This window comes from Microbulbifer sp. SE14 (genome assembly GCF_059834885.1).
Genome location: NZ_JCBAJA010000024.1, coordinates 49629 through 74494, shown reverse-complemented (window position 1 = coordinate 74494; position 24866 = coordinate 49629). Strand labels below are relative to the sequence as shown.

General features: G+C 64.8%; 22 protein-coding genes. 9 read left to right on the top strand and 13 right to left on the bottom strand.

Translation table 11 applies throughout. The features are described from left to right. Positions 1–71: 71 nt before the first annotated feature. Complete coding sequence (cobB, locus tag AC6R19_RS16445; RefSeq protein WP_500580940.1) at positions 72–893, top strand: Sir2 family NAD+-dependent deacetylase; 822 nt, start codon at positions 72–74, stop codon at positions 891–893. Positions 894–1027: 134 nt separating this feature from the next. Here the strand turns inward: cobB and AC6R19_RS16440 are convergent, their stop codons facing one another. Beyond that, positions 1028–1501: a hypothetical protein gene (locus tag AC6R19_RS16440; RefSeq protein ID WP_500580939.1), complete on the bottom strand. Its 474-nt coding sequence runs from the start codon at positions 1499–1501 to the stop codon at positions 1028–1030. Between the two features lie 429 nt (positions 1502–1930). Between AC6R19_RS16440 and AC6R19_RS16435 the strand changes: the two genes are divergently transcribed. Beyond that, a complete protein-coding gene (locus tag AC6R19_RS16435) occupies positions 1931–2377 on the top strand; it encodes a CBS domain-containing protein (RefSeq protein ID WP_500580938.1) in 447 nt (148 codons plus the stop codon). A gap of 81 nt (positions 2378–2458) precedes the next feature. On the opposite strand, the gene AC6R19_RS16430 is transcribed toward AC6R19_RS16435, so the two are convergent. After that, positions 2459–4324 carry an SLC13 family permease gene (locus tag AC6R19_RS16430; protein ID WP_500580937.1) on the bottom strand — a complete coding sequence of 622 codons (1866 nt, stop codon included), beginning with the start codon at positions 4322–4324 and terminating at the stop codon, positions 2459–2461. A gap of 80 nt (positions 4325–4404) precedes the next feature. Here AC6R19_RS16430 and mnmH point away from each other — a divergent pair, with 80 nt between their 5' ends. Next, complete coding sequence (mnmH, locus tag AC6R19_RS16425) at positions 4405–5523, top strand: tRNA 2-selenouridine(34) synthase MnmH (RefSeq protein WP_500580936.1); 1119 nt, start codon at positions 4405–4407, stop codon at positions 5521–5523. Here the strand turns inward: mnmH and AC6R19_RS16420 are convergent. The 9 genes from AC6R19_RS16420 to AC6R19_RS16380 form a co-directional block, all read right to left on the bottom strand. After that, a complete protein-coding gene (locus AC6R19_RS16420) occupies positions 5520–6449 on the bottom strand; it encodes an SDR family oxidoreductase (RefSeq protein WP_500580935.1) in 930 nt (309 codons plus the stop codon). The two genes, mnmH and AC6R19_RS16420, sit on opposite strands and share 4 nt — an antisense overlap. Next, positions 6446–6847: a VOC family protein gene (locus tag AC6R19_RS16415; RefSeq protein ID WP_500580934.1), complete on the bottom strand. Its 402-nt coding sequence runs from the start codon at positions 6845–6847 to the stop codon at positions 6446–6448. The genes AC6R19_RS16420 and AC6R19_RS16415 overlap by 4 nt, the downstream gene beginning before the upstream one ends. A 6-nt stretch (positions 6848–6853) precedes the next feature. Further along, positions 6854–7222 carry a DUF2750 domain-containing protein gene (locus AC6R19_RS16410; RefSeq protein ID WP_500580933.1) on the bottom strand — a complete coding sequence of 123 codons (369 nt, stop codon included), beginning with the start codon at positions 7220–7222 and terminating at the stop codon, positions 6854–6856. Positions 7223–7353: 131 nt separating this feature from the next. Then, positions 7354–8721, bottom strand: coding sequence for a 23S rRNA (uracil(1939)-C(5))-methyltransferase RlmD (rlmD, locus tag AC6R19_RS16405; RefSeq protein ID WP_500580932.1), 1368 nt, complete (start codon positions 8719–8721; stop codon positions 7354–7356). A 67-nt stretch (positions 8722–8788) separates the two neighbouring features. Then, on the bottom strand, positions 8789–9496 hold the full coding sequence (locus tag AC6R19_RS16400) for a M48 family metallopeptidase (protein WP_500580931.1): 708 nt from the start codon (positions 9494–9496) through the stop codon (positions 8789–8791). Continuing rightward, on the bottom strand, positions 9493–9924 hold the full coding sequence (locus AC6R19_RS16395; protein WP_500580930.1) for a hotdog fold thioesterase: 432 nt from the start codon (positions 9922–9924) through the stop codon (positions 9493–9495). The genes AC6R19_RS16400 and AC6R19_RS16395 overlap by 4 nt, the downstream gene beginning before the upstream one ends. Before the next feature lie 180 nt (positions 9925–10104). Continuing rightward, positions 10105–10662, bottom strand: coding sequence for a DUF2799 domain-containing protein (locus AC6R19_RS16390; RefSeq protein ID WP_500580929.1), 558 nt, complete (start codon positions 10660–10662; stop codon positions 10105–10107). A 7-nt stretch (positions 10663–10669) separates the two neighbouring features. After that, on the bottom strand, positions 10670–11320 hold the full coding sequence (locus tag AC6R19_RS16385) for an MBL fold metallo-hydrolase (RefSeq protein WP_500580928.1): 651 nt from the start codon (positions 11318–11320) through the stop codon (positions 10670–10672). 34 nt (positions 11321–11354) lie between these two features. Then, the gene (locus AC6R19_RS16380; RefSeq protein WP_500580927.1) at positions 11355–12248 is read right to left on the bottom strand and encodes a hypothetical protein; all 894 of its coding nucleotides are present in this window, start codon (positions 12246–12248) and stop codon (positions 11355–11357) included. A 299-nt stretch (positions 12249–12547) separates the two neighbouring features. Here AC6R19_RS16380 and malT point away from each other — a divergent pair, with 299 nt between their 5' ends. Then, a complete protein-coding gene (gene malT, locus AC6R19_RS16375) occupies positions 12548–15274 on the top strand; it encodes an HTH-type transcriptional regulator MalT (protein WP_500580926.1) in 2727 nt (908 codons plus the stop codon). 248 nt (positions 15275–15522) lie between these two features. After that, on the top strand, positions 15523–17166 hold the full coding sequence (locus tag AC6R19_RS16370; protein WP_500580925.1) for an alpha-amylase family glycosyl hydrolase: 1644 nt from the start codon (positions 15523–15525) through the stop codon (positions 17164–17166). Between the two features lie 307 nt (positions 17167–17473). On the opposite strand, the gene AC6R19_RS16365 is transcribed toward AC6R19_RS16370, so the two are convergent. Further along, positions 17474–18079 (bottom strand): TetR/AcrR family transcriptional regulator, encoded by a 606-nt coding sequence (locus tag AC6R19_RS16365; RefSeq protein ID WP_500580924.1) that lies wholly within the window; start codon positions 18077–18079, stop codon positions 17474–17476. Between the two features lie 139 nt (positions 18080–18218). Between AC6R19_RS16365 and AC6R19_RS16360 the strand changes: the two genes are divergently transcribed. The 4 genes from AC6R19_RS16360 to AC6R19_RS16345 all read left to right on the top strand — a co-directional run bounded on the left by AC6R19_RS16360 (position 18219) and on the right by AC6R19_RS16345 (position 23595). Further along, positions 18219–19346 carry an efflux RND transporter periplasmic adaptor subunit gene (locus tag AC6R19_RS16360; protein ID WP_500580923.1) on the top strand — a complete coding sequence of 376 codons (1128 nt, stop codon included), beginning with the start codon at positions 18219–18221 and terminating at the stop codon, positions 19344–19346. Between the two features lie 34 nt (positions 19347–19380). After that, on the top strand, positions 19381–22464 hold the full coding sequence (locus AC6R19_RS16355; protein ID WP_500580922.1) for an efflux RND transporter permease subunit: 3084 nt from the start codon (positions 19381–19383) through the stop codon (positions 22462–22464). 174 nt (positions 22465–22638) lie between these two features. Continuing rightward, complete coding sequence (locus AC6R19_RS16350) at positions 22639–23013, top strand: MerR family transcriptional regulator (protein WP_500580921.1); 375 nt, start codon at positions 22639–22641, stop codon at positions 23011–23013. 186 nt (positions 23014–23199) lie between these two features. Then, positions 23200–23595: a carboxymuconolactone decarboxylase family protein gene (locus AC6R19_RS16345; RefSeq protein WP_500580920.1), complete on the top strand. Its 396-nt coding sequence runs from the start codon at positions 23200–23202 to the stop codon at positions 23593–23595. A 288-nt stretch (positions 23596–23883) separates the two neighbouring features. Here AC6R19_RS16345 and AC6R19_RS16340 read toward each other — a convergent pair whose 3' ends face one another. After that, a complete protein-coding gene (locus tag AC6R19_RS16340; protein WP_500580919.1) occupies positions 23884–24750 on the bottom strand; it encodes a LysR substrate-binding domain-containing protein in 867 nt (288 codons plus the stop codon). Between the last annotated feature and the right edge of the window lie 116 nt (positions 24751–24866).

Genomic DNA, 24866 nt, shown 5'->3' with positions numbered 1-24866 from the left:
GGCGAACCTTGTGTTCGCCCAAACATACTACCGGGTCGGAAGCAAAGAATACCCCTCTCCCGGGACACGCTGTGAATACGTCCCTGTACGCTCGTAATCGGCATCCCTGCCTCATACGGTCCCGGGAGAGGGGTATTCTTCCCTTCCGCCTTATTAGTAACTGGAAAAATAAAGTGCATTATCAGCGCATCGTCATACTCACCGGCGCCGGCATCTCCGCCGAATCCGGCATCCGCACCTTCCGCGGCGCCGACGGCCTGTGGGAAAACCACCGCCTCGAGGACGTGGCCACCCCCGAGGCCTTCGAGCGCGACCCGCTACTGGTACAGCGCTTCTACAACGAGCGCCGCCGCCAGCTGCTGTCCCCGGAAATCGCCCCCAACGCCGCGCACCTGGCGCTGGCGCAACTGGAGAAACACTTCCCCGGCGATGTGCTGCTGGTAACCCAGAATATCGACGACCTGCACGAACGCGCCGGCAGCCGCAACCTGATCCATATGCACGGCGAACTGCTCAAGGCCCGCTGCAGTGTCAGCGGCCAGTTGTTCCCTCTCCGCGAGGACCTCACCGTCGATGCGGTATGCGAATGCTGCCAGCGCAGCGGCACCCTGCGCCCCCATGTGGTCTGGTTCGGCGAAATGCCGCTGGAAATGGAGCGCATCTACGATGCCCTCGGCGACTGCGACTTGTTTATCAGCATCGGCACCTCCGGCAACGTCTACCCGGCGGCGGGCTTTGTCGAATGCGCCAATATGGCTGGCGCGCACAGTGTGGAGTTGAACCTGGAGCGCAGCAGTGTCGGCGATGCCTTTGCGGAGCACCGCTATGGGCCCGCATCGGATGTGGTCACGCAGTTTGTGCGTGAATTATTGGCAGCTGGTGGCGACAACTAATCCTGCGCTGACAATTCGGCTCTGGTGTCGGGCCCGAAGTAACCGATGGGAGAGGTAAAGAGGGGCGGGATGTGAAGATGGGAAACCCTCCCGGCACCGAAATATCCGGCACCGGGAATTCGATAAGAACAGAATCAGATCTTCCACTCTTTCACAGTTTCCAGGCCATGCTCCGCAATCCAGTCATTCAACTGTTTCGGGTTGCGCTTTTTCTTTTCCACGGTGGCGCCGGTGTAGGGGTTGCGGTAGTGGCCGGTATCCAGTTTCGGCTCGCTGGACTTGCTGGTAGCGGCGCGACGGGTGCGGCGGGGGGCTTCACCCTCTCTCTTCAGCGTGCGCGCCACGCGGGCTTTCAGGGTCTGTACGAAGCCCGGTGCATTCTCGTCGTTCAGCTGGCCAACCAGCCAGTTCACTATTTCCTCGCCGCGGACGACGAAGAATTCCTCTTCCGCCATATCGTATTCTGCTGCCAGGTTGATCAGCGCCTTGTCGAAGGCGATTGCACCCTCTTTCTTGCGCTCTACCTGGGCCATCTGCTGCTGCAGTTCTTCGATTCTGGCCTGGTGTTCTGCGATTTGCTGTTCAATCTGGTCGTATTCTTGAAACATTCAATAAACCTCGATGGCTGCCATTAAAAATACACAAATAGAATCTGTGCCGGGCACAGCATTAAGTTCCGGAATTCGGAATAGATAAAATTGTTTAATAACACCACCGGACAAAACTATAAGTCCGACGGGCTATAACGCTTAAACCGATATATCGGCGCAAAATTGACCGTATAAGGTACAAAGGTCTGCACGGGATTTATACGGCAAACACTGGAAATAAGATTAGTCGGGAACAGGCCGCCACACGACCTATACCGCAGTGTCGCTTATATCACTCGACCGAGGCGGCGAATAATAAGCCTTCGCCGGCAAATATCAATAGCAATTTACTATATTGTACCAGAGCCCCACTGCAATCGAATACACGATAGCTATTGGGGAGCGTCTAGTGACTATTTTATGACCCGTTAGACCGGTTTCAGTTCCATGTCCAAATCCCGCGATATCCACCATATCCCAACTCTGGCCGCACTGATGACACCATTTCCCTACCATATCGATATCAATGCCACCGTGGAGGAGGCCCTGGCGCTGATGGAGGAGCACCAGGTGCACCACCTGCCAGTCACCCGCGACGGGGACCTGGAAACGGTCATATCCCGCGGGGATATCGAGCGAGCCAACTCCCCGGGGCACCGGCTGGAGGAGCAGCAGCTGTATGTGCACGACCTCTGCGCCCGCCGCCCCTATATCGCCGATATCCACGACCCACTGGACAAGATACTGCTGGCCATGGCGGATACCGGTATCGGTTCGGTGCTGGTGATGCGCGAAGGGGAGCTGGCAGGCATAGTGACGGTTACCGACGCGCTGCGCTTCTGCGGCAGGTACCTGGCGGAGCTGGCACAGTCGGTGGATGACTCGGTCGCCTGACGGCGAGCGGTCAGTGGTGAGCGGTCAGTGCCGTGTATGCCAATTCGCACCAATCACCGACCACTAACCACCGACCACTCCTCAAAGCGGCCATACCCACAACAGCATGGGCACGCTAACCACCACCACCAGTATCTCCATCGGCAGCCCCATCTGCCAGTAATCGCCGAACTTGAAGCCGCCAGGGCCCAGGATCAGGGTGTTGTTCTGGTGGCCCACCGGGGTCAGGAAGGCGCAGGATGCCCCTATGGCCACGGCCATCAGGAAGCTGTCCGGGTTCACGTTCAACTGACCCGCGGCAGAGAGGGCGATGGAGCACATCACCGCGGCAGTGGCGGCATTGTTCATGAAGTCCGACAGGGTCATGGTCACGACCAGCAGTATCACCAGCGCTATCAGCGGGCTGCCCTGGGCCACGTTGTCGAGCATCCCCTGGGCGATCAGGTCCGCCGCCCCCGTCTGCTCCATCACTTCCGCCACCGAAATGAGCGTGCCCAATAGCACTATTACTGAGCCGTCGATGGCCTCGTACATGCCCCGCAATGGCACCACCTTCAGCGCCATGAATGCCAGGGCACAGGTGGCAAAGGAAATGGCTGCCGGCAACAGGCCGAAGGCGGCGCCGCCCACCGCGATAGCCATGGCCAGCAGGGCCACCGCGGCCTTTTCCTTGTTGGGGATGACAATGTCCCGCTGGGCCAGGGGCACACAGCCCTGTTCGTAGGCGAAGGTGTTCAGGGCGTCGTCGGTGCCCATCATCAGCAGGGCATCGCCAGCCTGCAGCGGCGTGGATCTTAGCCGGCGCACCGAGCGGCGCCCCTGGCGCGACAGGGCCAGCAGTTGGATCTCGTAGCGCGCCGGCAACCGCAGGAACTGGGCGGTGCGCCCGACCAGGGACGAATCCGGCATCACCACCAGCTCGCGCAGCTGGATATCGGCCCGCTCACCACTGGGCTTCTCTTTTTCCTTTTCCTTCTTTTTCTCTTCTTCCTTCCTTTTTTCTTCCCCGCCTTTCTCCTTCTGTTCGCCGTCCTCCTCGCCCTTTTTCTCGCCTTTTTCCAGCTCCGCCGCCAGCTTCAGCCCCAGACTGGAGATGGCTGCGGACAGGGCCTCCGGTTCCGCCTCGATCACCAGGATGTCGCCGCTGAATACCCGCTGCCAGGGGGTGGCCGGGGACACGCGGGCTTCGGTATGAACCACCCCCACCACCTGGGCGTCCTCGTTCTCCAGCATCTGCGCTATCTCGCGCAGGTTCTTGCCGGCGGCGGCGCTCTTGTCCTCCACCAGCGCCTCGGTCAGGTAGGTGCCGGTATCGAAAGTGGCCGCGCCCGCCTGGGTGCGCGCCGGCACCAGACGCCAGCCGATCAGGGCAACGAACAGTATCCCTACCAGCGCCACTACCAGACCCACCGGGGTAAAATCGAACATGCCGTAGCTGCCAGCGCCGGCGCTGGCTCGAAAGCCGGACACGATAAGATTCGGCGGTGTACCGATCAGGGTGGTCATGCCGCCGAGGATGGTGCCGAAGGACAGGGGCATCAGCACTTTGCCCGGCGGCAATTGGTGTTTGTCTGCCACGTCCGAGGCCACCGGCATCAACAGTGCCATGGCGCCGACGTTGTTCATGAAACCGGACATCAGCGCGCCGATACCGGTCAGGGCCGTGATCGTCAGGGTAATGCTGCCCCGCTTGGGCACCACCCGCTGCGCCAGCGCATCCATGGCGCCGGTATTCTGCAGACCTCGGCTCAGGATCAAGACGCAGGCCACGGTCACCACTGCCGGGTGGCCGAAGCCGTCAAAGGCATTCTCCGGATCGATCAGGCCGGTGAAGACACAGGCCAGCAGCGCCGCCAGCGCCACCATATCGTGGCGCCAGGGCCCCCGGATAAACAGCACTATGGTGACCGCGAGAATGATGAGAATGGTCAACTGATCCACAGTCATGAACAATTGCGTCCCTGCCACCTGTTAATTCATCGCCGACTATTCAGGTTACACTGCGCTGAAATTCCGGGAGACACGATTTGCGCCAGAACACCGCCGATTACAAAAGACTCTTTCTCGACGACACGCCGCTGATGGACGCGCGCGCGCCGGTGGAATTCGCCCGCGGTGCCTTCCCCTGCGCGGAGAACCTGCCGCTACTGGACGACCGCCAGCGGGAGCTGGTGGGCACCGAATACAAACGCAGGGGCCAGCAAGCCGCCATAGACCTGGGCTGGCGCCTGGCCACCCCGGAGGTGCGCACCGCGCGCCTGGAGGCCTGGAGCGACTATGTGCGCCGCCACCCGGAGGGCTACCTCTACTGCTTTCGCGGCGGCCTGAGATCCCGCACCACCCAGCAGCTGCTGCGCGACCAGGGTATCGACTACCCGCTGGTGGAGGGCGGCTACAAGGCGATGCGCAACTTTTTACTGGAAGAGCTGGACAATCAGTGTGAGCGGCTGCCCCTGATCGTGATCGCCGGCCACACCGGCTGCGGCAAGACTGAACTGATCCAGAAGGCCCCGCGCGCCGTGGACCTGGAGGGCATAGCCCGCCACCGAGGCTCCAGCTTCGGCCGCACCGGGCAGGAGCAGCCGGCGCAGATCGACTTCGAGAATTGCATCAGTATCGACCTGCTGAAGCTGGCGCAGCTACCGGGAGCCGTGTTTGTGGAGGACGAGAGCCGCCTGATCGGCCGTTGCGCCCTGCCACCGGTGCTGCAGGAGGCCATGAAGCGGGCGCCGCGGGTGCTGGTACAGGAGCCGGTGGAGGCACGCGCACAGCGTATCGTGCGCGACTATGTCGACCAGGCACTGCCGCGCTTCGCCGGCTCGGAGCAGGGTCCGGTCGAGGCATTGGGAGAGGAGCTGCGCGGCAACCTGGGCAGGATCCAGAAACGCCTCGGCGGGCTGAGATACCGGCAACTGGACGAACAGCTGGAGGCCGCGAACCGGGAGCTGGCCTCGAGCGGCAGCGCCGATGCGTATATACCGGTGGTGGTGGCACTGCTACGGGAATACTACGACGGCATGTACGATTACCAGATCGGCAAGCGCGAAGGGGGGGTGCTGTTTCGCGGCAGTTTCGACGAAGTGGCAGAGTGGCTGGTGAGCGATCGCTTCCTGCAGGAGCGGCCGGGCAACAGCGTCCCCTGCTAGGTCTTCAAGGCTATCCGCCGCAATTTAAAACGCCGCGCCACAATCCAGTCCCGCAACCGCCGCGGCAGCCAGCGCGCCATCCACGGCAGCAGGCTGCTCTTGTTGCCGATGCGCACTATCGCCGGCGGCCGCTTCTTGAGCAGCTCCTTCACCAGCTTCCTCGCCATGGCGCTGGCCAGAGTGGCGTTCTGCTGTGACTCCTGTGCCCGCGCCCGCACCACCTCCTCCTGGCGCTTGTACCAGGAATCCGGGGCCAGCAGGCCGCGCAGGGAGACCTCGGCGTGGCGGCCAAACTCGGACGCTATGGCACCGGGCTGCACCGTCATTACGCGGATACCGAAGGGCTTCAGTTCCAGGCGCAGCACCTCGGAAAGGGTGTGCAGCGCCGCCTTGGACGCGCAGTAGGCGCCGGAGAAGGGAGTTGGCATGACGCCGGACACCGAACCGATATTGCAGATAAGGCCGCGACGCTCGGAGCGCATCAGCGGTGCGCAGGCGCGGATCAGCGCCATGGGGGCAAACACATTGGTGCGGAACTGGTTTTCCAGCGCTCTGGTATCCAGCTCCAGCAGTGGGCCCATCTGGCCGAAGCCGGCATTGTTGACGAGGATATCCAGGCGGCCGTAGGCGGCCTTGAGGGCGTGCACCACTCGGTTGATATCCGCCTGGGAATTGACATCCAGGGCCTCGGTGGCGATACCCATGTCCGCAAGTTCCTGCAGGCTCTCCGGACGCCGCGCGGTGGCGATGACGATGGTGCCGCGGCGGTGCAGGGCCAGGGCCAGTTCGCGGCCTATGCCGCTGGAGCAGCCGGTGATCAGCGCCACCCGATCCGGCACCACATAGCCGCGGCCGATCTGCGCCAGGCTCTCGGCGGCGAAGGTATGGTCGGATGGTCGGAATCTGGAAGCCGGCGGTTTACTCACGGGGACTGCTCCGCTTGCTGTTGCTTGAAATGCGGGTTGTCGATGATGCCGAAAATATTGCCGTAGGGGTCGAGGAAACTGGCCATCCGTATCCCCTCCCCCACGTCCACGATTTCACCGTGCTGGCGCGCGCCCAGCGCGTTGATGCGCTCCACCTGGGCGGCGATGTCGCCCACGCCCCAGTAGGCGATGACGCCGTCGGCGCGGCTGGTGACACTGCGCGCGTCCGGGTTCAGGCCCAGTTCGTAGCCGCCGACATTGAAGCCCACATAGCACTCGGAATCGAAATAGGGCTCCTGCTCCAGCAGTTGGGTGTACCAGGCCCTGGCCTCGGCGATATCGGTGACGCCGTAGATCACTGTGCGCAGGCCGAGAAACTGCCCCATTGAGACTCCCATGATTATCTACTGCAGTTCGTGCTCCAGCTGCTCGAGCAGGTCCAGCGGCTCCAGCTCGATACCTTCCAGCTCCGAATTCCAGTTGATGCCAACCAGCAGTACGTCGTCATGCATGCCGGTCAGCCAGTCGTCCATGAATTCTTCCAGGTCGATGGCTACTACCTGGTAGTCGGCCCAGTCGCCGTCGGCGTGGATCTCGGCAAACTCGCGCTGGGACCAGAAGGGCATAACGTCTGTCTGCGGATACTTCTCCGATTCGCACAGGGCAAAGCCCTCGTCCCCCTGCAGCGCCCAGACACAGCCCTGTTCCGTGGCCTCGGGCAGAAAGCGCGCGCAGTTGTCCTCGAAATCGTCACTCAGGGGTTCGACTTGCATGGGTTCACTTTTCCGGGCTTTTGAAGGGAATTGGAACGCAGTTTACGCCAGATTTCCGGGGGCACCAACGACCTGGCGCCAACCTTGCGCATCGCAGCGGTTCATGAAATTCATTCGGCGAGCGTCAACTTTTATTTGACCCGCTCAAAGAGCGCCATGGATTCGACGTGGTCCGTGTGCGGGAACATATCCATTACCCCGGCCTTGGCGAGGCGATAGCCGAGTGTCGCCAGTTCGCCCGCGTCCCGCGCCAGGGTGGCCGGGTTGCAGGACACATAGACAACCCTCCTGGCACCGAAGCGCGCCAGTTGGCGCACCACCTCCAGGGCGCCGCCGCGCGGGGGATCCAGCAGTACCCTGTCGAAACCGCCGGCGGCCCAGGAATGCGCCTGGATATCCTCCGTCAAATCGGCGGCGTGGAAGCTCACGTTTTTCAGGCCGTTCAGGGCTGCGTTGTCGATGCCCCGCTGAGTGAGCGCCTCCTCACCCTCCACCCCCACCACCTCGCGGGCGCGGCGCGCCAGCGGCAGGGTGAAATTGCCGAGGCCGCAGAAGAGATCCAATACCCGCTCATTCGGCTGCGGGCCCAGCAGTTCTATCGCCTGCGAGACCATCTGCCGGTTGATATTGAAATTGACCTGCACGAAGTCCAGCGGGTGGAAGCGCAGGGTCAGGTCGAATTGCGGCAGCTCATAGCTCAGGTATTCAGCACCGCCCTCGGGCCAGATCCGGTGCGCGCTGGACGCGTCAGTCGGCTGCAGGTACAGGTGAATGCCGGTATCGGCGGCGAACTGCAGCCAGCGTTCGCGGTCCGCCTCGGCCATCGGTTTCAGGTGGCGCAGCACCATGGCCGCGGCGCCCTCGCCGACCGCCACTTCCAACTGGGAGAAATGCGCGCGGCCGTCGCTGTCGTTGACCAGCTGTTTCAGGCGCGGAATCTGCGCGGCTATGTCCGGGTGCAGCACATGGCACTCGCCGATATCGGTCAGGTCGTTGGAGCGCTTTTCGCGGAAACCGAATACAAGTTCTTTTTTTCCCGAAGGGTTCTTTATAACGCGCATGCCGATGCGCCCCTTGCGCCGGTAGCCGAAGGGTTCGGCTACCAGCGGTGGTAACATCTCCGGCACTTCTATATCGCCGAAACGGGCCAGCTGATCCAGCAGGATGGCCTGTTTTTCCCGGATCTGTGCCCCGGGCTGCAGATGCTGTACGGAACAGCCGCCGCACAGGGCCACATGGGGACAACGCGGCTCGCAGCGGTCCGGGGACGGCTGCAGGATTTCCACCGTCGCACCCTCGTCGAATCGCGAGCGGCGTGACGTATAGCGGAACCTGACCTCTTCGCCGGGCAGTGCATTGTCGATAAATACCGTCTTGCCGCCGACGCGGGCTATGCCGCGCATATCGTGGCTGAATTTTTCCACCGTCGCCTCGGCCCGCGCGGGCAGCGGCTTTTTTGTGGGTTTCGAAGGGGAAAAGAAGCGAGGCTTTTTGGCCATAAATTAAAAAAGCAAATCGAATAGTAGTTGTAGGAGCCTGCCTGCAGAGGGGGATCAACCAGCGGCATCAGAGAGTGAGGCGGTGGCCGTTGTCCCGCAGCCAGCGCCGCAGTTCCCGGTAGCGCGGGCAGGCGCTCTCCACCAGTTGCCAGAAGGCACGGCTGTGGTTGTGGTGGCGCAGGTGGGAGACCTCGTGGGCCACCAGGTAATCCACCACCGGCTCCGGCGCCTGGCAAACCAGCCAGTTGTACTGCAACTCGCCGCGGATGCTGCAGTGGCCCCACTTGCTCCTGGTGCGGCGCACGCGCACGTCGCTGAATTCCAGCCCCAGTTGCTCGGCCAGGCGCGCGGACTTGTCCGTCAGCAGCGCCAGCGCCTCGCGCTGGTAGAGCCGCTGCAGGGCGGCCTGCAGCTGGCTTTCATCCGGCTGGCGGTGACGCGTGTAGAGGGAGATTGTATCGGCGTTTATGCCGCTTGCGCTGCTGCGCTCCGCGCGCAGCAGCGGCAGCCGCCGGCCCAGCCACGGAAAATGTTCCCCGAAGACAAAATCGTAGGCGGGCACCTGCGCCGCGCGCTCACCGGCACGCAGCAATTGCGCGCACACCCAGTGGATATTTTCCTGCAGGAACTGGTGGCCATAGCGCGCAGCGCAGCGCTCGGGAATGCGCACCTCGACACCGGACGCCGCCAGCACCAGGCCCAGGCGCTTGCGCCGGCGCGAGCGCACCAGCCGGTAGGGAATATCCTCGTAGACGAACTGTTGGAGCTGGTTCATTGACCGCCGTGCGGCACCACCGCCATGGTGATGCGGGAGATGCAGCTCAGCTTGCCACCGGGGGCGCTGATGCGGATTTCCCACACCTGGCTGCTGCGGCCGATATGCACGGGTTTGGCGGTGCCGCTGACCTCACCCTCCGCCACCGGGCGCAGGTGGTTGGCGTTGATCTCCTGGCCGACGCAGTAGAATTTTCCCGTGTCCACCACCAGGTTGGCGCCGATGGAGCCGAGGGTCTCCGCCAGCACCACACTGGCGCCGCCGTGCAGTATGCCGAAGGGCTGGCGGGTGCGCTCGTCCACCGGCAATGTGCCCACCAGGTAGTCGTCGCCGATTTCGGTGATTCTCAGACCGATATGGCCGGGCATGCAGCCGGCGGCGCTCTCGTTCAGTTGTTCGAGGGTGGGTTTGGTGTGCCAGATTGCCATGGGGTTACTTCCAGATTGAAAAATTCCGTGGCGGCCCTGCTGCCGGTGGCCATCCGGGAAAAAACCTCATCGGTAATATTTCCCGGATGGCCACCGGCAACAGGGCCTTCGCGTCGAGATTTTGTCTCGCCCGATTGTGCAGGGGCGAACCTTGTGTTCGCCCGAGCGGAGCTGCCCGGGTCAATAGAAAAAACCGAAACCAAAACCAAAGCGGTGCAACTGCATATCCAGCAGGCTCAGCTCCCGTCTCAGTGAGCTGCGACGGAATTGCAGGGCGCGGATACTCTGCTCGTCCTCGGCGCTGGCCAGCGCCGCGTTTACCGCGAAGAGCTCGCGCTCAACATAATCGTGGCGCTGGGCCAGGCGAAGATATTGAACTTCCACCTGGTAGTCGGCCAGGCCGCGCTGGTATTCGGTCATAAACAGGTCGGCGGTGGGGCCGGTGCAGACGCCCTCGTAGCTGTTGCCGCGGCGGCCCTGGTAGTAGCCGTTCTCCGGCGTGCAGAATTGCTCCACCCCCTCCTCGTGGCCGCGCAGCCAGGCCTCCGTATCCACGCGCGCGCCGTACTCCTGGCATTTCTGCGCTATCTCGTACACCAGCGACTGGCCACGCCCGCGGGCGCCGTCCTGCAGGCCGCGCTCGTACCAGAGGCCGGCCCGGCACTCCTCCTCGGAGACCAGGGCGCAGCCGGCGAACAATGCAGGCAACAGTATCAGAAGTCGTTTCAGGGTGTTCATGGCAAAATCAACCAAAGCGCTTGTCGGCGACAAAGGGATTCGTCTGTCGCTCCTGCCCGAAGGTGGACATGGGGCCGTGGCCGGGGATAAAGCGCACATCGTCGCCCAGTGGCCACAGCTTTTCGGTGATGGAGCGGATCAGTGTGTCGTGGTCGCCCTTGGGAAAGTCAGTGCGACCGATGGAGCCGGCGAAGAGGACATCGCCCACCAGCGCCAGCTTGCCCGGGCGGTGGAAGAAGATCACATGGCCGGGGGTGTGGCCCGGGCAGTGGTGCACTTCCAACTCTTCATCACCGACGGTAACTGTGTCGCCCTGTACGAGCCAGCGGTTCGGGGTAAATGCCTCCACCGGCGGAAAGCCGAACATCTGCGTTTGCAGCGGCAGCTGCTCTATCCAGAAGTTGTCATCCTCGTGGGGTCCCTCCACCGGCAGTTGCAGCTGTTTGGACAGGGCCGCGGTGCCGCCCACATGGTCCAGGTGGCCGTGGGTCAGCAGGATCTTCTCCAGCTTCAGGCCGCGCTCTTCCACTGCCGCCAGTATCTTCTCCAGGTCGCCGCCCGGATCCACCACCGCGGCCCGCCTGCTGTCGTCACACCAGAGCAGGGTGCAGTTCTGCTGGAAGGGCGTGACCGGGACAGTGTGGAATTGCAGCGACATAACGAAACCAGACCTTCGGGAAATGGGACGCGGATTATACCGCGGCCGCCGCCGGAGTTCGCGCCGCTGCCGCCGGGCGGCGCCCGCGGCTCTTCTTCAGCAGTTCGCGCAGGTCCTCGAGCAGCTGTTGCTGCACCAGTTCACTGTTCCAATAGCCGTCGTGGGACACCAACTGCGGGCCCCAGTGGGACGCGCTCCAGTCCGCCAGCGGGCGGGTCTCGTAGTCCCGGTACACCGCCTGGTTGTAGGAGGGGGAGAGCGGCTTCAGCGGCCAGCCGAAGAGATCATCGGGGTGATAGAAGTTCTTCCAGCGGAAGTTGTAGCCGCGGGTATCGGCGGTCACCGCCTGTATCTGGTCCCTCGGCATGCCGGCGCACCAGAGGGGATTGGTGGCACCGAGGGTATACCAATGGCTCAGGGTCTTCAGGCGCAGGAAGAGGTCGCGGGCCGAGCCCTTGTGCACGCCGCGGGGACCGCCGTCGCGCCATATGCCGAAGTTGACACTGGTCTTCTGCGCGTCCCACAGGTAGTTGGAGAGGTTGACGCAACCCACCGAGTGGCTGAGCAGCACCACCGGCGCATTGTCGGAAGCGGCCTTGGCCGCCTTCTCCAGGGTCGCGTAGATCGCCTGCTGGGCCTTCTCGTAGTTGCCGCCGCGCTGCTGGATATCCCCCATCTGCGCCGCCGTCTCGGCCATGCCGTAAAGCATGAATTTACGCGCGCGCAGGAAGTCCATGTCGCGCTTTTGCATGCCCTCGAAGACCCGCTCGATATTGGTCTGCAGGTGCGCCTGGCAAAGGATGGTGTCGCAGTGCAGCCGCGACCAGTCGTCCCCCAATCCCTCGCGCAACGCCGCGAACAGCGGTTCGGCAAAGCCCTCGTCCACCGCCCCCATGCCCGGCGCCGCCAGGATTACTATATCGGCCATTTTCCGCCCCGTTTTAGTTGTATCTGGCGCTCAGGGTAGCTCACTTGGCCCAAGCGCCCGTCGTTATTGTGAAAATGGACACCGCTGAATTGGACGAAACTACCACTTAGTCCACAGATTGCAAAGGAAGTCCCGCCCCGCGGACCGGCACAATGCCAGGCCTTGCCGGTCGGAGCCCTTGGGTTCCGCCCCTAGTCCCCCAGGGAGGGGGATGTAACAGCCCTGTCGCCGCGCCACCCTTATGGTGCATAATTGCGTCTGTACAAAAATCAATCATTCAAGACGACCGGCATTCAGCGATGCTACTGACCTCCAAATACAGCCTGCCGGACTGCCCGGAGCACACGCTGGCGCGCCCGCGCCTGCTGTCGCTGCTGAACGACAGCCACAGCGACCAGCTACTGCTAGTCACGGCACCGGCCGGCTACGGCAAGACCACCCTGGTCTCCGCCTGGGCCGCGGCCCAGGACAACCCGGTGGCCTGGTACTCCCTCGACGCCAGCGACAACGAACCCGGCCAGTTCTGCCGCTACCTGGTGGAGAGCGTGCACCGCGCCACCGGCAACGGCGTGCCGGAAACCCATAAAGAAACGCACCAGTTGCTCGGCGCGCGGCAGCGCCTAGATCCCTCCCTGGTGATCAGCCAGCTTCTGGCGGAACTGCGCGGCCTGCCCAGCGAACTGCGCATCGTACTGGATGACTACCACCAGATAGACAACGAGGCGGTGCACGATGCCACCCGCTTCCTGCTGCGCCACGCCCCCGCCGGTATCGGCGTGGTGCTGACCAGCCGCAGCCAGCCCCCCCTGGGCCTGGCCTCGCTGCGCGTGGCCGGCCGCCTGCTGGAGCTGGGCAGCGACGAACTGGCGCTCAACACCGAAGAGATAGCCCAGCTGCTGCAGCAGCGGCTGCCCTTTACCCTGGACAGCGACCGCGCCGAACAGTTGCACCAGCTCAGCGAGGGCTGGCCACCGGCGGTACAGCTGTTCGCCCTCTCCGTGCGCGACCGCGACGAGGTGGACCGCTACCTGGCGGAACTGGAGCGCGGCCACAGCCATATCCTCGACTACCTGGCCGAGGAGGTGCTGGAGCGGCTGGACCCACAGCTGCGCGAACTGCTCGCCTGCACCTCGATACTGACCCGCGTCAACGCCCGACTGGCGGAACAGCTGAGCGGCCTCGACGGCGGCCAGCAGTTGCTGGAACAGGCGGCGCGACGCGGCCTCTTCCTGCAGGCGCAGGACTCCAGCCGCCAGTGGTTCCGCTACCACCCGGTCTTTGCCCGCTTCCTGCAGCGCCAGCTCACCGACCCGTCGCGCCTGCAGGCACTGCACCGCGCCGCCTGCGACACCTGGCAACAGCTGGCCCAGCCGCTGGAGGCACTGCGCCACGCGCTGGCGGCGGAGGACCTGGAGCGGCTGCGGCAGCTGCTGGCGGCGCAGGGCGAACAGCTGCTGCGCGAGGGCCAGACCCGGGTGGTCAACGACTGCCTCGACTGGCTCGGCGCCGACGAACTACAGCGCAACGCCCGCTTCACCCTGCTCGCCGCCCGCATGGCGCGAGACAACTTCGAGCACGACCGCTGCGAGAAACTCCTGGCCACCGCCGAGAGCTGGCTGCAGCGCGAGGACCCGCGGCAGTGGCGCGAGTACGAGGGCGCCTTCGCCGCCGCCCGCGCCCAGGCCGCCGTGGCCCGCGGCCAGACACTGCTGGCCAAGGAGTACGCCGAGGAGGCCCTGAACCTGCTGCGCGAGGACCAGCCGGGGGAGCGCATCGCCGCCCTGCTGGTCACCGGCGAGACCGGCTTCTGCCTCGGCGAACTGGAACGGGCCAGTGCGCACATGCAGGAGGTGGAGGCCCTGGCCATCGCCGAACACGACTACCCCAGCGCCGCCTGGGCCATCTGCCAGCAGACCGAGATCGCCATCGCCCAGGGCCTGCTGAAAAAGGCCTCGGCGCTGCAGGAGCGCGCCCAGTTACTGGTGCAGGAACATCACCTGAGTGGCCTGCCCATCTCCGAATTCATCTGCCGCCTGCGCGGCCAGCTGGAGTGGGAACGGGGCAACCTGGACGCCGCTGCCGCCTGTGCCCGCCGCGGCATGCAGATCAATCGCAAGGTGGGTGAGCGCTGGCTGCTGCCGGAGTACACGCTGTTGTTGAAAGTGGCCCAGGCCAGGGGGGAGAAAGAGGAATCCCTGGAGTGGCTGGCGCGCATCGACCGGCTGCTGACCGGCGAACGCTACCACCGCGACTGGGTGGCCAACGCCGACGCCGCTCGCATGCGCGCCTGGCGCGCCCTGGACGACCACCAGGCCATAGCCGCCTGGCTGGAGCAGGCGGAAGCGGTGGCGGACAGGCCCAGCAACCACTTCGAGCAGTGCCACGGGCGCAACCATGTGCGCGCGCTGATCGAGCTGCACCGCTGGTCCGATGCCAACCGCCTGCTCGCCCGCCTGCAGCAGCTGGCGCGGGACTGCGGCCTGGTCACCGACTGCCTGCGCAACCTGGTGCTGGAGGCGCACCTGCTGTGGCTGCGCGAGCGGCGCGACGGCGCCGTCAATGCGATCCGCGAGGCGCTGAGTATCGCCGTGGAGCGGGATTTTTGTGCTTCCTTCCTGCAGGTCGGCAAGCCGCTGATCGTGATGCTGAAGGCGGCCCTGGAAACCGACTTGAGCGAGGCGGAGGCCGACCGGGCCCGGGAGCTGATCAGGCAGGCCCAGCAGCAGCCGGAGCTGGACGGCGGTATCCGCATCGAACTGGACGAAACCATCATCCGGGAGATACTCGACAGCGATGCCGTGCCCGACTTCCTGCGCCACTCGCCCCTGACCCCGCGGGAGTGGCAGGTGCTGAACGCCATCCATTCCGGCCTCTCCAACGAGCGCATCGCCCGCCACTTCAAGGTGGCCCCCAGCACCATCAAGACCCATATCCGCAGCCTGTACCAGAAGCTGGACGTGAAGGACCGCCAGGAGGCCATTGCGTTGGCGGAGCAGATGCTGCGCTCGGTGCAGGATCAGCCCTAGATCGGGACTCGGGAAGATCGTAGGGTGGATAAGCGTCCAGCGCATCCACCAACCCTGGTGGCGGATGCGCTGGACGCTTACCCGCCCTACGGCCGCTCCTACAGGGATAATCGCCAAACCTGCCTGTCCTTCCCCCTCCTCCCCGCGCAGGGAGGAGGCAGCCCCCGGCTGGCGCCGCCATACTCACCCTATCCTTTATGGGCGTGGGCCCCGCCCGCGATCACGAATAATGAAATAGGCAGTAACCTATGAGCGGCAACAATGGAGAATGGTGGCGCAACGGCGTTATCTACCAGATCTACCCCCGGAGCTTCTGCGACGCCAACGGAGACGGCATCGGCGACCTGCCGGGCATCACCCGGAAGCTCGACTATGTGCAGTCCCTCGGTGTGGACGCCATCTGGATCTCACCCTTCTTCAAGTCGCCGATGGCGGACTTCGGCTACGACGTATCCGACTACCGCGACGTGGACCCCATCTTCGGCAATCTCGCGGATTTCGATGCGCTGATCGAGGCCGCCCACACGCGCGGCCTGAAAGTGATCATCGACCAGATCCTCAGTCACTCCTCCGACCAGCACCCCTGGTTCGAGGAGAGCCGTTCCAGCCGCGACAACCCCAAGGCCGACTGGTATGTCTGGGCCGATCCCAAACCGGACGGCAGCGCACCGAATAACTGGATGTCCAATTTCGGCGGCAGCGCCTGGCGCTGGTGCACCCGCCGCCGCCAGTACTACCTGACCAACTTCCTCAGGGAACAGCCGGACCTGAACCTGCACAATCCGGAAGTCCAGGAGCAGCTGCTGGCAGACCTGAAATTCTGGCTCGACCGCGGCGTGGACGGCTTCCGCCTGGACGCCATCAATCACGCCTTCCACAACCGGTCACTGGCCGACAACCCGCCGCGCCCGCTGGAGCTGGACGAAAAGGGCCTGCCACCGGTCAACACCTACCAGTACCAGTGGCATATCCACGACAAGTCCCAGCCGGAGAACCTGGTGTTCCTGCAGCGGGTGCGCCAGCTGATGGACCAGTACCCGGGCACCATCACCATGGGCGAAGTGGGCGACGACAACACCCACAAGGTCATGGCCGAGTACACCACCGGCGAGCGCCTGAACATGGCCTACTCCTTCGACCTGCTGACCGAGGAGTGCTCTGCCTCCTTCCTGCGCAATACCCTGGAAAAGAACCGCGAAGTGATCGAACAGGGCTGGCCCTGCTGGTCCATCAGCAACCACGACGTGCCCCGCTCCTTCACCCGCTGGAACAAGGGCTTCGAACCGGAGCAGGCCCTGGCCCGCGCACCGCTGTTCCTGCTGATGCAGCTGACCCTGCGCGGCAGCGTCTGCCTCTACCAGGGCGAGGAGCTGGGTCTCGAAGAGGCGGATATCGCCTTCGAGGACCTGGTGGACCCCTACGGCATCAATTTATGGCCGGAATTCAAGGGTCGCGACGGCTGCCGCACCCCCATGCCCTGGAGCAACAGCGGCGAGATCAACGCGGGCTTCTCCAAGGTGAAGCCGTGGCTGCCGGTACCCCCGGAGCACCACCACAAGGCGGTCAGCGTGCAGGAAGGGGACTCGCACTCGATGCTGAACCGCTTCCGCGCCCTGCTCGACTGGCACAGGAACCAGTCGCCGGCGCTGGCCACCGCCGGGCAGGAGGTGGTGGATACACAAAACGACCTGCTGGTGTTCTACCGCCGCGCGGAAAAAGAAAGCTATCTGGTAGCACTGAACCTGGGCAAGGGCGAAGAGACCTTCGCCCTGCCCGAGGAGATGGCCAATGCGGAGGACATAACCCCGCCGCTATTCACCGGCGAACGCGATGGCGAGAGGCTGGTGCTGCCGCCGGCCGGCGCGCGGGTGCTGCACCTGAAGAAGAACTAAACGGCAATTGCCGAGCACACCCCTGTGCTCGGCCCTTCGGGCAGCTTCGCTGCGCCAAATCGCTCCAAGCGATTTGGTCGCCTGCAAGCAGGCTCCTACGAAGCACCCTGTAGGAGCCTGCTTGCAGGCGAACAACGAAATCAGGAAAGAATACAGAAGTTCAAGAAGCGCCCCGGTGCCAGAACCGCCATTCGTCCGCCGGGGCGCTTCGCCCTGTCAACTCCCAAGCAGTTTTTGCGCGTCTCTCCTTTCGACGTCTGCTTCCCTCGCCGGCCCCGTGCCGGCTTTTTTTTGTGAGATGGGGAAGTTATTTCTCGACGTGCGCTTCGATCAGCGTCTCGGCGATGCGCGGCAACATCTCGGCGGGGGCGTCGCCGCCTTTCAGCGTGAGCAGGGAAATATAGGCCCCCTCGACCAGCAGGTAGAGGGCATCCGCCAGGGTGTCGGGATCGCGCGCCTCTATTTCCCGGCACAGCCCGCGCAACCGCTCGCGAATACGGATTTTGTTCTCCACGATCACCGCACGCCCGGGGTGATCCTCCTCGTGCAACTCGACCACGGCATTGGCCATGGGACAACCCCGCGGCTGCGCATCGCACTGGTGGCTGAAGGCCGCCATCAGCGCCATCAACTGCGCCCTCGGATTCCCGGCGTGTGGCGCCACGACACTGTCCCACCAGGCCCAGAAATCACGGTCGTGATCGCGCATGCAGGCCGCGACCAGTTCGTCCTTGGAATTGAAATTGCGGTAGAGGGTCATCTTGGTGGCGTCGGCCTCGCAGGCGATGCTCTCCACCCCCACCGCGCGGATGCCGTAGCGATAGAAGAGATCCTTGGCCGCCTCGAAGATGCGGTCCCGCGCCGAGCGGCGAACTTCGGGGGCGGCGATTTCATTATTTTTTGCTGCACACATGACATGACCCTGTTGACCCGAGAGTGACCGGTCAGTAACATCCGGAATGTTACCGAACGGTATCGTCACATTCTTGCGGGACCCGCCTCTCAAGTCAAGGTCGGGCCCGCCCCCCGCCAAGTGAAGAAGGAGTTTCGTCATGAATCGTCGCCCCCCCATAGCGCCGCTGGCCCTGCTGGCTGCGGTCATCGGCACCGGGGCCCTGCTCGGCACCTGGAAATACGGCGCCCTGCAGCGGGCCGAGGCGGCCTCCGCCGCCCAGCCGGAGCCGATGGAAACCGTCACTGCGGTGGCGGCAGAGGCGCGCCAGCAGCAACCCACCACCACCGCCGTCGGCACCGTGCTGGCCCTGCGCTCGGTCAGTCTGCGCAACGAACTGCCCGGCACAGTGAGCCGTGTGAACCTGAGTCCCGGTGAAATCGTCGAGGCCGGCACCGTGCTGGTGGCCCTCGATGTGTCGGTGGAAGAGGCGGAGCTGGCGGCCAGCCGGGCCCAGGCCCAGTTGGCCGACACCGTCTACCGGCGCCTGTCGCGGCTGCGCGAGAGCGGCGCCGTGTCCCAGGACGAGCTGGACCGCGCCAGGGCGGAGCTGGATGTGGCCCAGGCCGGCATCCGCCGCGCCCGGGCCGTGATAGCGCGCAAGACCATCCGCGCCCCCTTCCGCGCCCGGGTCGGCATCGCCGACCTGCACCCGGGCCAGTACCTGGACCAGGGCACGCTGCTGACCACCCTGCAGGGCGTGGGCGACGGCGTGCACGTGGACTTCACCGTGGCCCAACAGGTGGCGCAGCAGCTGCGCGAGGGGGATGCGGTGGAGATCCTCGCAGGCGCCACCGCGCAGCCGGCCGGCGCCACCATCGTCGCCCTGGATGCCCGCGTCGATCCGGAGACGCGCAACGCTGCGGTGCGCGCGCGCATCGGCGGCGCGGAACGCACACCCGCACCGGGCGCCTCGGTACAGGTGCGGGTGCCGGTGGGCCCAAGCCGCCCGGCGGTCACCGTGCCGGTGAGCGCGCTGCGCCGCGGGCCCGAGGGCGACCGCGTCTTCGTGATCGAGCAGGACGCAAACGGCAACAGCCGCGCCCGCCAGCGCCTGGTGCAGGCCGGCGCGGTGCTGGGGGACAGCGTGGTGATCGAGCACGGCCTGGAAACCGGAGAGCAGGTCGCGGCGACCGGCTCCTTCAAACTCTACGACGGCGTGCTGGTGTCCGTTGCGGCCGAACAGCTGGCCAGCACCGGGAGCACCACCGGCGCCGGCAGCCTCTAGGCAGCAGATCCCAAAGGATTAAGGAAGATTTACCATGCGTGCGTTTACCGATGTCTTTATCCGCCACCCGGTGCTGGCACTGGTGGCCAACCTGCTGTTGCTGGTGGTCGGCTGGCGGGCCCTGTCGTCCCTGCCGGTGCAGCAGTACCCGACCCTGGAGAGTTCCTCGGTGGTGGTAACCACCGTCTACACAGGCGCCAGCGCCGAAACGGTGCGCGGTTTCCTGACCACGCCGATTGAGCGCGCCGTCGCCGCCATCAGCGGCGTGGACCATATCGACTCCACCAGCCGCGCCGGCGTCAGCACCGTCACCGTGCACCTGAAACTGAACCACAACAGCACCGCGGCCCTGGCCGAGGTCACCGCGCGCCTGCAGCAGGTGCGCTCCGAGCTGCCGGCGGAAGCTGAGCCACCGGTGGTGGAAGTGCAGCGCGCCGACCGCCCCTACGCCACCTTCTACCTCGGCTTCACCTCCTCCGAACGCGACGTACCGGCGCTGACCGACTGGCTGTCGCGCACCCTGCAGCCACAACTGGCGACCCTGGAGGGCGTGCAGCGGGTGACCTTCGAGGGCGCGCAGCAGCTGGCCATGCGGGTGTGGATAGACCCGGACCGGCTGGCGGCGCTGAACCTCTCCCCCGGCGACGTGCACGCCGCCCTGCAGCGCAACAACTACCTGGCCGCCGTGGGCCGCACCAAGGGCGACTGGGTGCAGGTCAACCTGCTGGCCAACACCGACCTGCGCTCGGTGGAGGAGTTCGCCAACCTGATTGTCGCCGAGCGCGAGGGCGCCACGGTGCGCCTGCGCGACGTGGCCCGGGTGGAGCTGGGCGCCGAAGAGGCGGAGATGGTGGCCAAGTACAACACCCAGGAAAACGTCTACCTGGGCGTCTGGCCGCTGGTGGGCTCCAACGAGCTGGAGGTGGCGCAGCGCCTGAAGGACGAGATGGAGCGTATCCGCCCGACCCTGCCCCAGGACGTGGAGATGCGCCTGGTGTGGGACGGCACCATGTTCATGCGCGACGCCCTGAAGGAAATCAACAAGACCCTGATTGAAACCATCCTGATCGTCGGCCTGGTAGTCTACCTGTTCATGGGTTCCATCCGCACCGCGCTGGTGCCGCTGATCGCCATGCCGGTGTCGCTGGTGGGCGCCGGACTGGTGATGTACATGGCCGGCTTCAGCCTCAACCTGCTGAGCCTGCTGGCCATAGTGTTGTCGGTGGGCCTGGTGGTGGACGACGCCATCGTCGTGGTGGAGAACGTCGAGCGGCATGTGCGCGAGGGCAAATCGCGGATCGCGGCGGCGCTGGCCGGCGCGCGCGAACTGCGCGGGCCGGTGATCGCGATGACCATCACCCTGGCCACCGTCTATACCCCCATCGCCTTCCAGGGCGGACTGACCGGCGCCCTCTTCCTGGAGTTCGCCATCACCCTGGCCGCCGCAGTGGTGGTGTCCGGTTTCGTGGCCCTGACCCTGTCGCCGGTGATGAGTTCGCGCTTCGTGCACCCCCACGGCAAGGAGGCCTGGCTGACCGTGCGCGTCAACCGCATCTTCGATGCGGTGAGTCGCCTCTACGCCCGCGCATTGGATTCCGCCCTGTCCATGCGCTGGGCGGTGGTGGCGACGGCGCTGATGGTGACCGCGGCCGCCTGGCCGCTGCACCACTTCTCCAAGAAGGAGCTGGCGCCGGTGGAGGACCAGAGCCATATCAGCCTCTTCTTCGAGGCTGCGCCGGACTCCACCCTGGCCGCCAGCAACCGCCACTCCCAGGCTGTGGCCGGGGCCATCACCGCCCTGCCGGAGACCGAATTCACCTGGTCGCTGACCGCGGCCTGGGGCGGCTTCGGCGGCCTGGTGGCCAAGGACTGGAAAGAGCGCGAGCGCTCCACCGCGGAGATGTTCGGCGACGTCTACGCCGCCGTATCCCAGATACCGGGGCTGCGCGTCTTCCCCAGCCTGGACGCGCCCCTGCCGACGCCGGGCATGTACGACGTGGAGATGGTGCTGCTCAGCGACGCGCCCCTGGAGGAAATGCAGGCCCTGGCCCAGCAGGTGATGAACGCCGGCTGGGCCAGCGGCAAGTTCCTCTACGTGGACAGCGACCTGAAGATCGACCTGCCCGAGGCGCGGGTGGTGCTGGACCGGGAGCGGGTGGCCGACCTGGGCCTGGACCTGGCCGGTGTGGCCCGCGAACTGGGTACCCTGCTCGGCGGCGGCTACGTGAACCGCTTCAACTACTACGACCGCAGCTACAAGGTGATACCGCAGCTGGGGGACGAGGACAGGGCCACATTGTCGCCGCTGCTGGACCTGAAGATCCGCGGGCCCGGCGGCGAGCTGGTGCCGGTGTCCTCCTTCACCCGCATAGAGACGGAGACGGCGCCGCGCGCCCTGCACCGCTTCCAGCAGCGCAACGCGGTGCGCATCTTCGGCGGCGTCAATCCCGGCGTAACCAAGGAGGAGGGACTGCGGGTGCTGGAGGAGGCGGCCCACAGCGCCGGCGGCGCCCTGGCGGCCATCGACCACGCCGGCGAGTCGCGCCAGATCCGCCAGGAGGGCGGCACCCTGTCCGCCACCCTGGGCTTCGCGGTGCTGCTGATTTACCTGGTGCTCTCGGCCCAGTTCCAGAGCTTCCGCGACCCGCTGATCGTACTGCTGGGCTCGGTGCCCCTGGCCATCTCCGGCGCGCTGCTGTTCACCTTCCTGGACTTCACCACCCTCAACATCTATTCGCAGGTGGGGCTGATCACCCTGGTGGGCCTGATCGCCAAGAACGGCATACTGATCGTCGAGTTCGCCAATACCCTGCAGGCCCGCGGCCTGGCCAAGATGGCGGCGCTGCGCGAGGCCTCCCTGACCCGCCTGCGCCCGGTGCTGATGACCTCCGCCGCCACAGTGTTCGGCCACCTGCCGCTGGTGCTGGTGTCCGGCCCCGGCGCCGAGGCGCGCAACAGCATCGGCACGGTGCTGGTCACCGGTATGGTGCTGGGCACACTGTTCACCCTGTTCGTGGTGCCGGTGTTCTACTCGCTGATCGCGAGCGAGCGACGCTCGCAAGCCGAGCCGGAGGAGGTTGTCGCCGCCGGCGAGCCGCCCAAACTGGCTCTCGCCTGACGACCCCGACGCGCTTTTCGGAGTCTTCTTTCCCCGCCGGCCTTGTGCCGGCTTTTTTCATTCGGGCCATCCATGGCCCTCACCCTGCGGGCAGCCTTCGGCTGTGCAAAACGGTAGTCCTGCCGTTTTGTATTCCCTATTCTCACCCCCCATGGCAACCGGGAGAGAAACCGTATGAATGTTAAGGAATTTGCCAGGCGCGCAGGCATCAGTCCGCACACCGTCCGCTATTACGAAAAGATCGGCCTGCTGCGGGATATCCAACGCCTGCCCAACGGCCACCGCGACTTTTCCGAAAAAGACATCGCCTGGATCGGCTTTGTGCAGCGGCTGAAGGAAACCGGCATGCCCCTGGAGCAGATCCACCGCTATGCAGACCTGAGGGAAGAGGGTGAATCGACTCTGGAAGAGCGCCAGCGGCTTCTGGAAGAACACGCCGCCACACTGGAAGAAAACCTCGCCGAACAGCAGCGCCACCTGGAAAAGCTCCGTGAAAAAATCGTCCTCTACGAATCCGCGACAGGCGGGCATAAAACGCCCTTGACTTAGAGTCCACTCCAACCCCTAGGCTGCCGCTGAACCTGTCGGCAGGAGCAAAGGCCAGTGCAAAACAGAAGTCCAGCCCCAGGCAACCGGGCCAGAAGGGGTTTTCTCCACACGGCCGGGCTGCTGGCTGCAGCGGCCTGCGGCCACTGCGCCCTGCCCAGCTGTTCTTTATTTTCTCGGGAGGAAAACATGAACGCAGACAACGATGAGCGCTTCAAACGGGGCTGGGAAAAACTCAGGGAAATAGACGGGGAGGCGGGCGAGCGGGTTATCGAGTCCCTGAAGAGTATCGCCCCGGACCTGGGGCGCTACACCATCGAATTTCCCTTCGGGGATATCTACAGTCGGCCCGGGCTGGATCTCAAATCGCGAGAGATCGCCACCGTCGCCGCGCTGACTGCCCTGGGCAATGCGGCGCCGCAGCTGAAGGTGCATATCCACGGAGCTCTGAATGTGGGCTGTACTCCGCAGGAAGTCATAGAGGTCATTGTTCAAATGGCCGTCTACGCGGGTTTCCCGGCCGCATTGAACGGCGCCTTTGCGGCCCGGGAGGTTTTCTCAGAGCGCGGGCTGATCGAGGCGTAAAGTGCGGTTCAGGGGCGGGAAGTTTTTGTTGGGTACCGCAGCCGGCGTTGCAGCGACCTTATATCGGTAGAGGGGGTGCCCTGGCTGCGGAAACCAGCCTGAACTGGAAGCATTTCCCGGCCGGTGAGAAGGGTTTCTTCCGCGCGCCGGGACTGCTCAGCGGCGCTCGCGAAGCGATTCTTATTGACGGTGGTTTTGCTTTTCCCGATCACCCTGCAAATCGGCGCCAAGGGTGAAATGAAGTGGGGCTGATGGCGGTGGGGGTAATCTCGGCATCGGCTACCCGGCCTAAACCACAGCGGCGGACAGACTCTCGGTGAGGAAGGCGGCCAGCGGCCGCACCAGCTCCGCCTGGGCGGTATCCTCGCCGATCAACACTATCTCGGTCATCGGCAGCGGCGGCCAGTGCTCCGGTACGCGCAGTTCCTTCAGCCCCTCGCGCACGAAGGCGCGGCCGAGAACCGTGACGCCGAGGCCGCCGGCCACCGCCGCCTGGATGCCCATCAGGCTGCTGGCGGTGCAGGCCGGGTACCAGTCGCGGCGCAGCGAGTCCAGGGCCCCGGTCATCACCTCGCGATAGGTGCAGGGCGGCGGCAGCAGCACCAGCGGCAGCGGCTCGCCGAAGTCCGCCTCAAAATCCGCGGCCGCCATCCACACCAGCGGCTCGCGCCAGATGACCCGGCCGCGCTTGGCCTCGCCGTCCCGCTTGGCGATCACCGCGTCCAGGTCCCCGGCCTCGTAGGCGGCCAGGAGTTCGCAGCTCATGCCGGTCTTCAACTCCAGGTGCACGGCGGGATAGAGGCGGCGGAAGCGCGCCAGCACCCCAGGCAGCTGCTGCGGAATAAAATCCTCGGCCACCCCGAGGCTCAGGCTGCCCACCGCCGCCGGCTCCAGCAGTTCGCGCACCGAGGCGTCGTTCAGTTCCAGTATCCGCCGCGCCGCCACCAGCAGCTGTTCACCGTCGCCGGTCAGGTTCAGGGAGCGGCTGCTGCGCTCGAACAGGCGCCGGCCGACACTCTCCTCCAGGCGCAGTATCTTCTGGCTCACTGCGGACTGGGAGCGCCCCACCACCTCGGCGGCGGCGGTAAAGCCGCCGCTCTCGGCCACGGCGACAAAGGCCCGCAGCAGGTCTATCTCCAGGTCCGGATAGCGCATGGTCGCCCACCTAGTTACAAAACGAATCAATCCAATTAAAACTATTCGTTTCTCTTCTTTTCGGCAAGCCCCTAAGCTTTTATCAACGTCACTAGTCACCCCCGGACTCGGAAAAG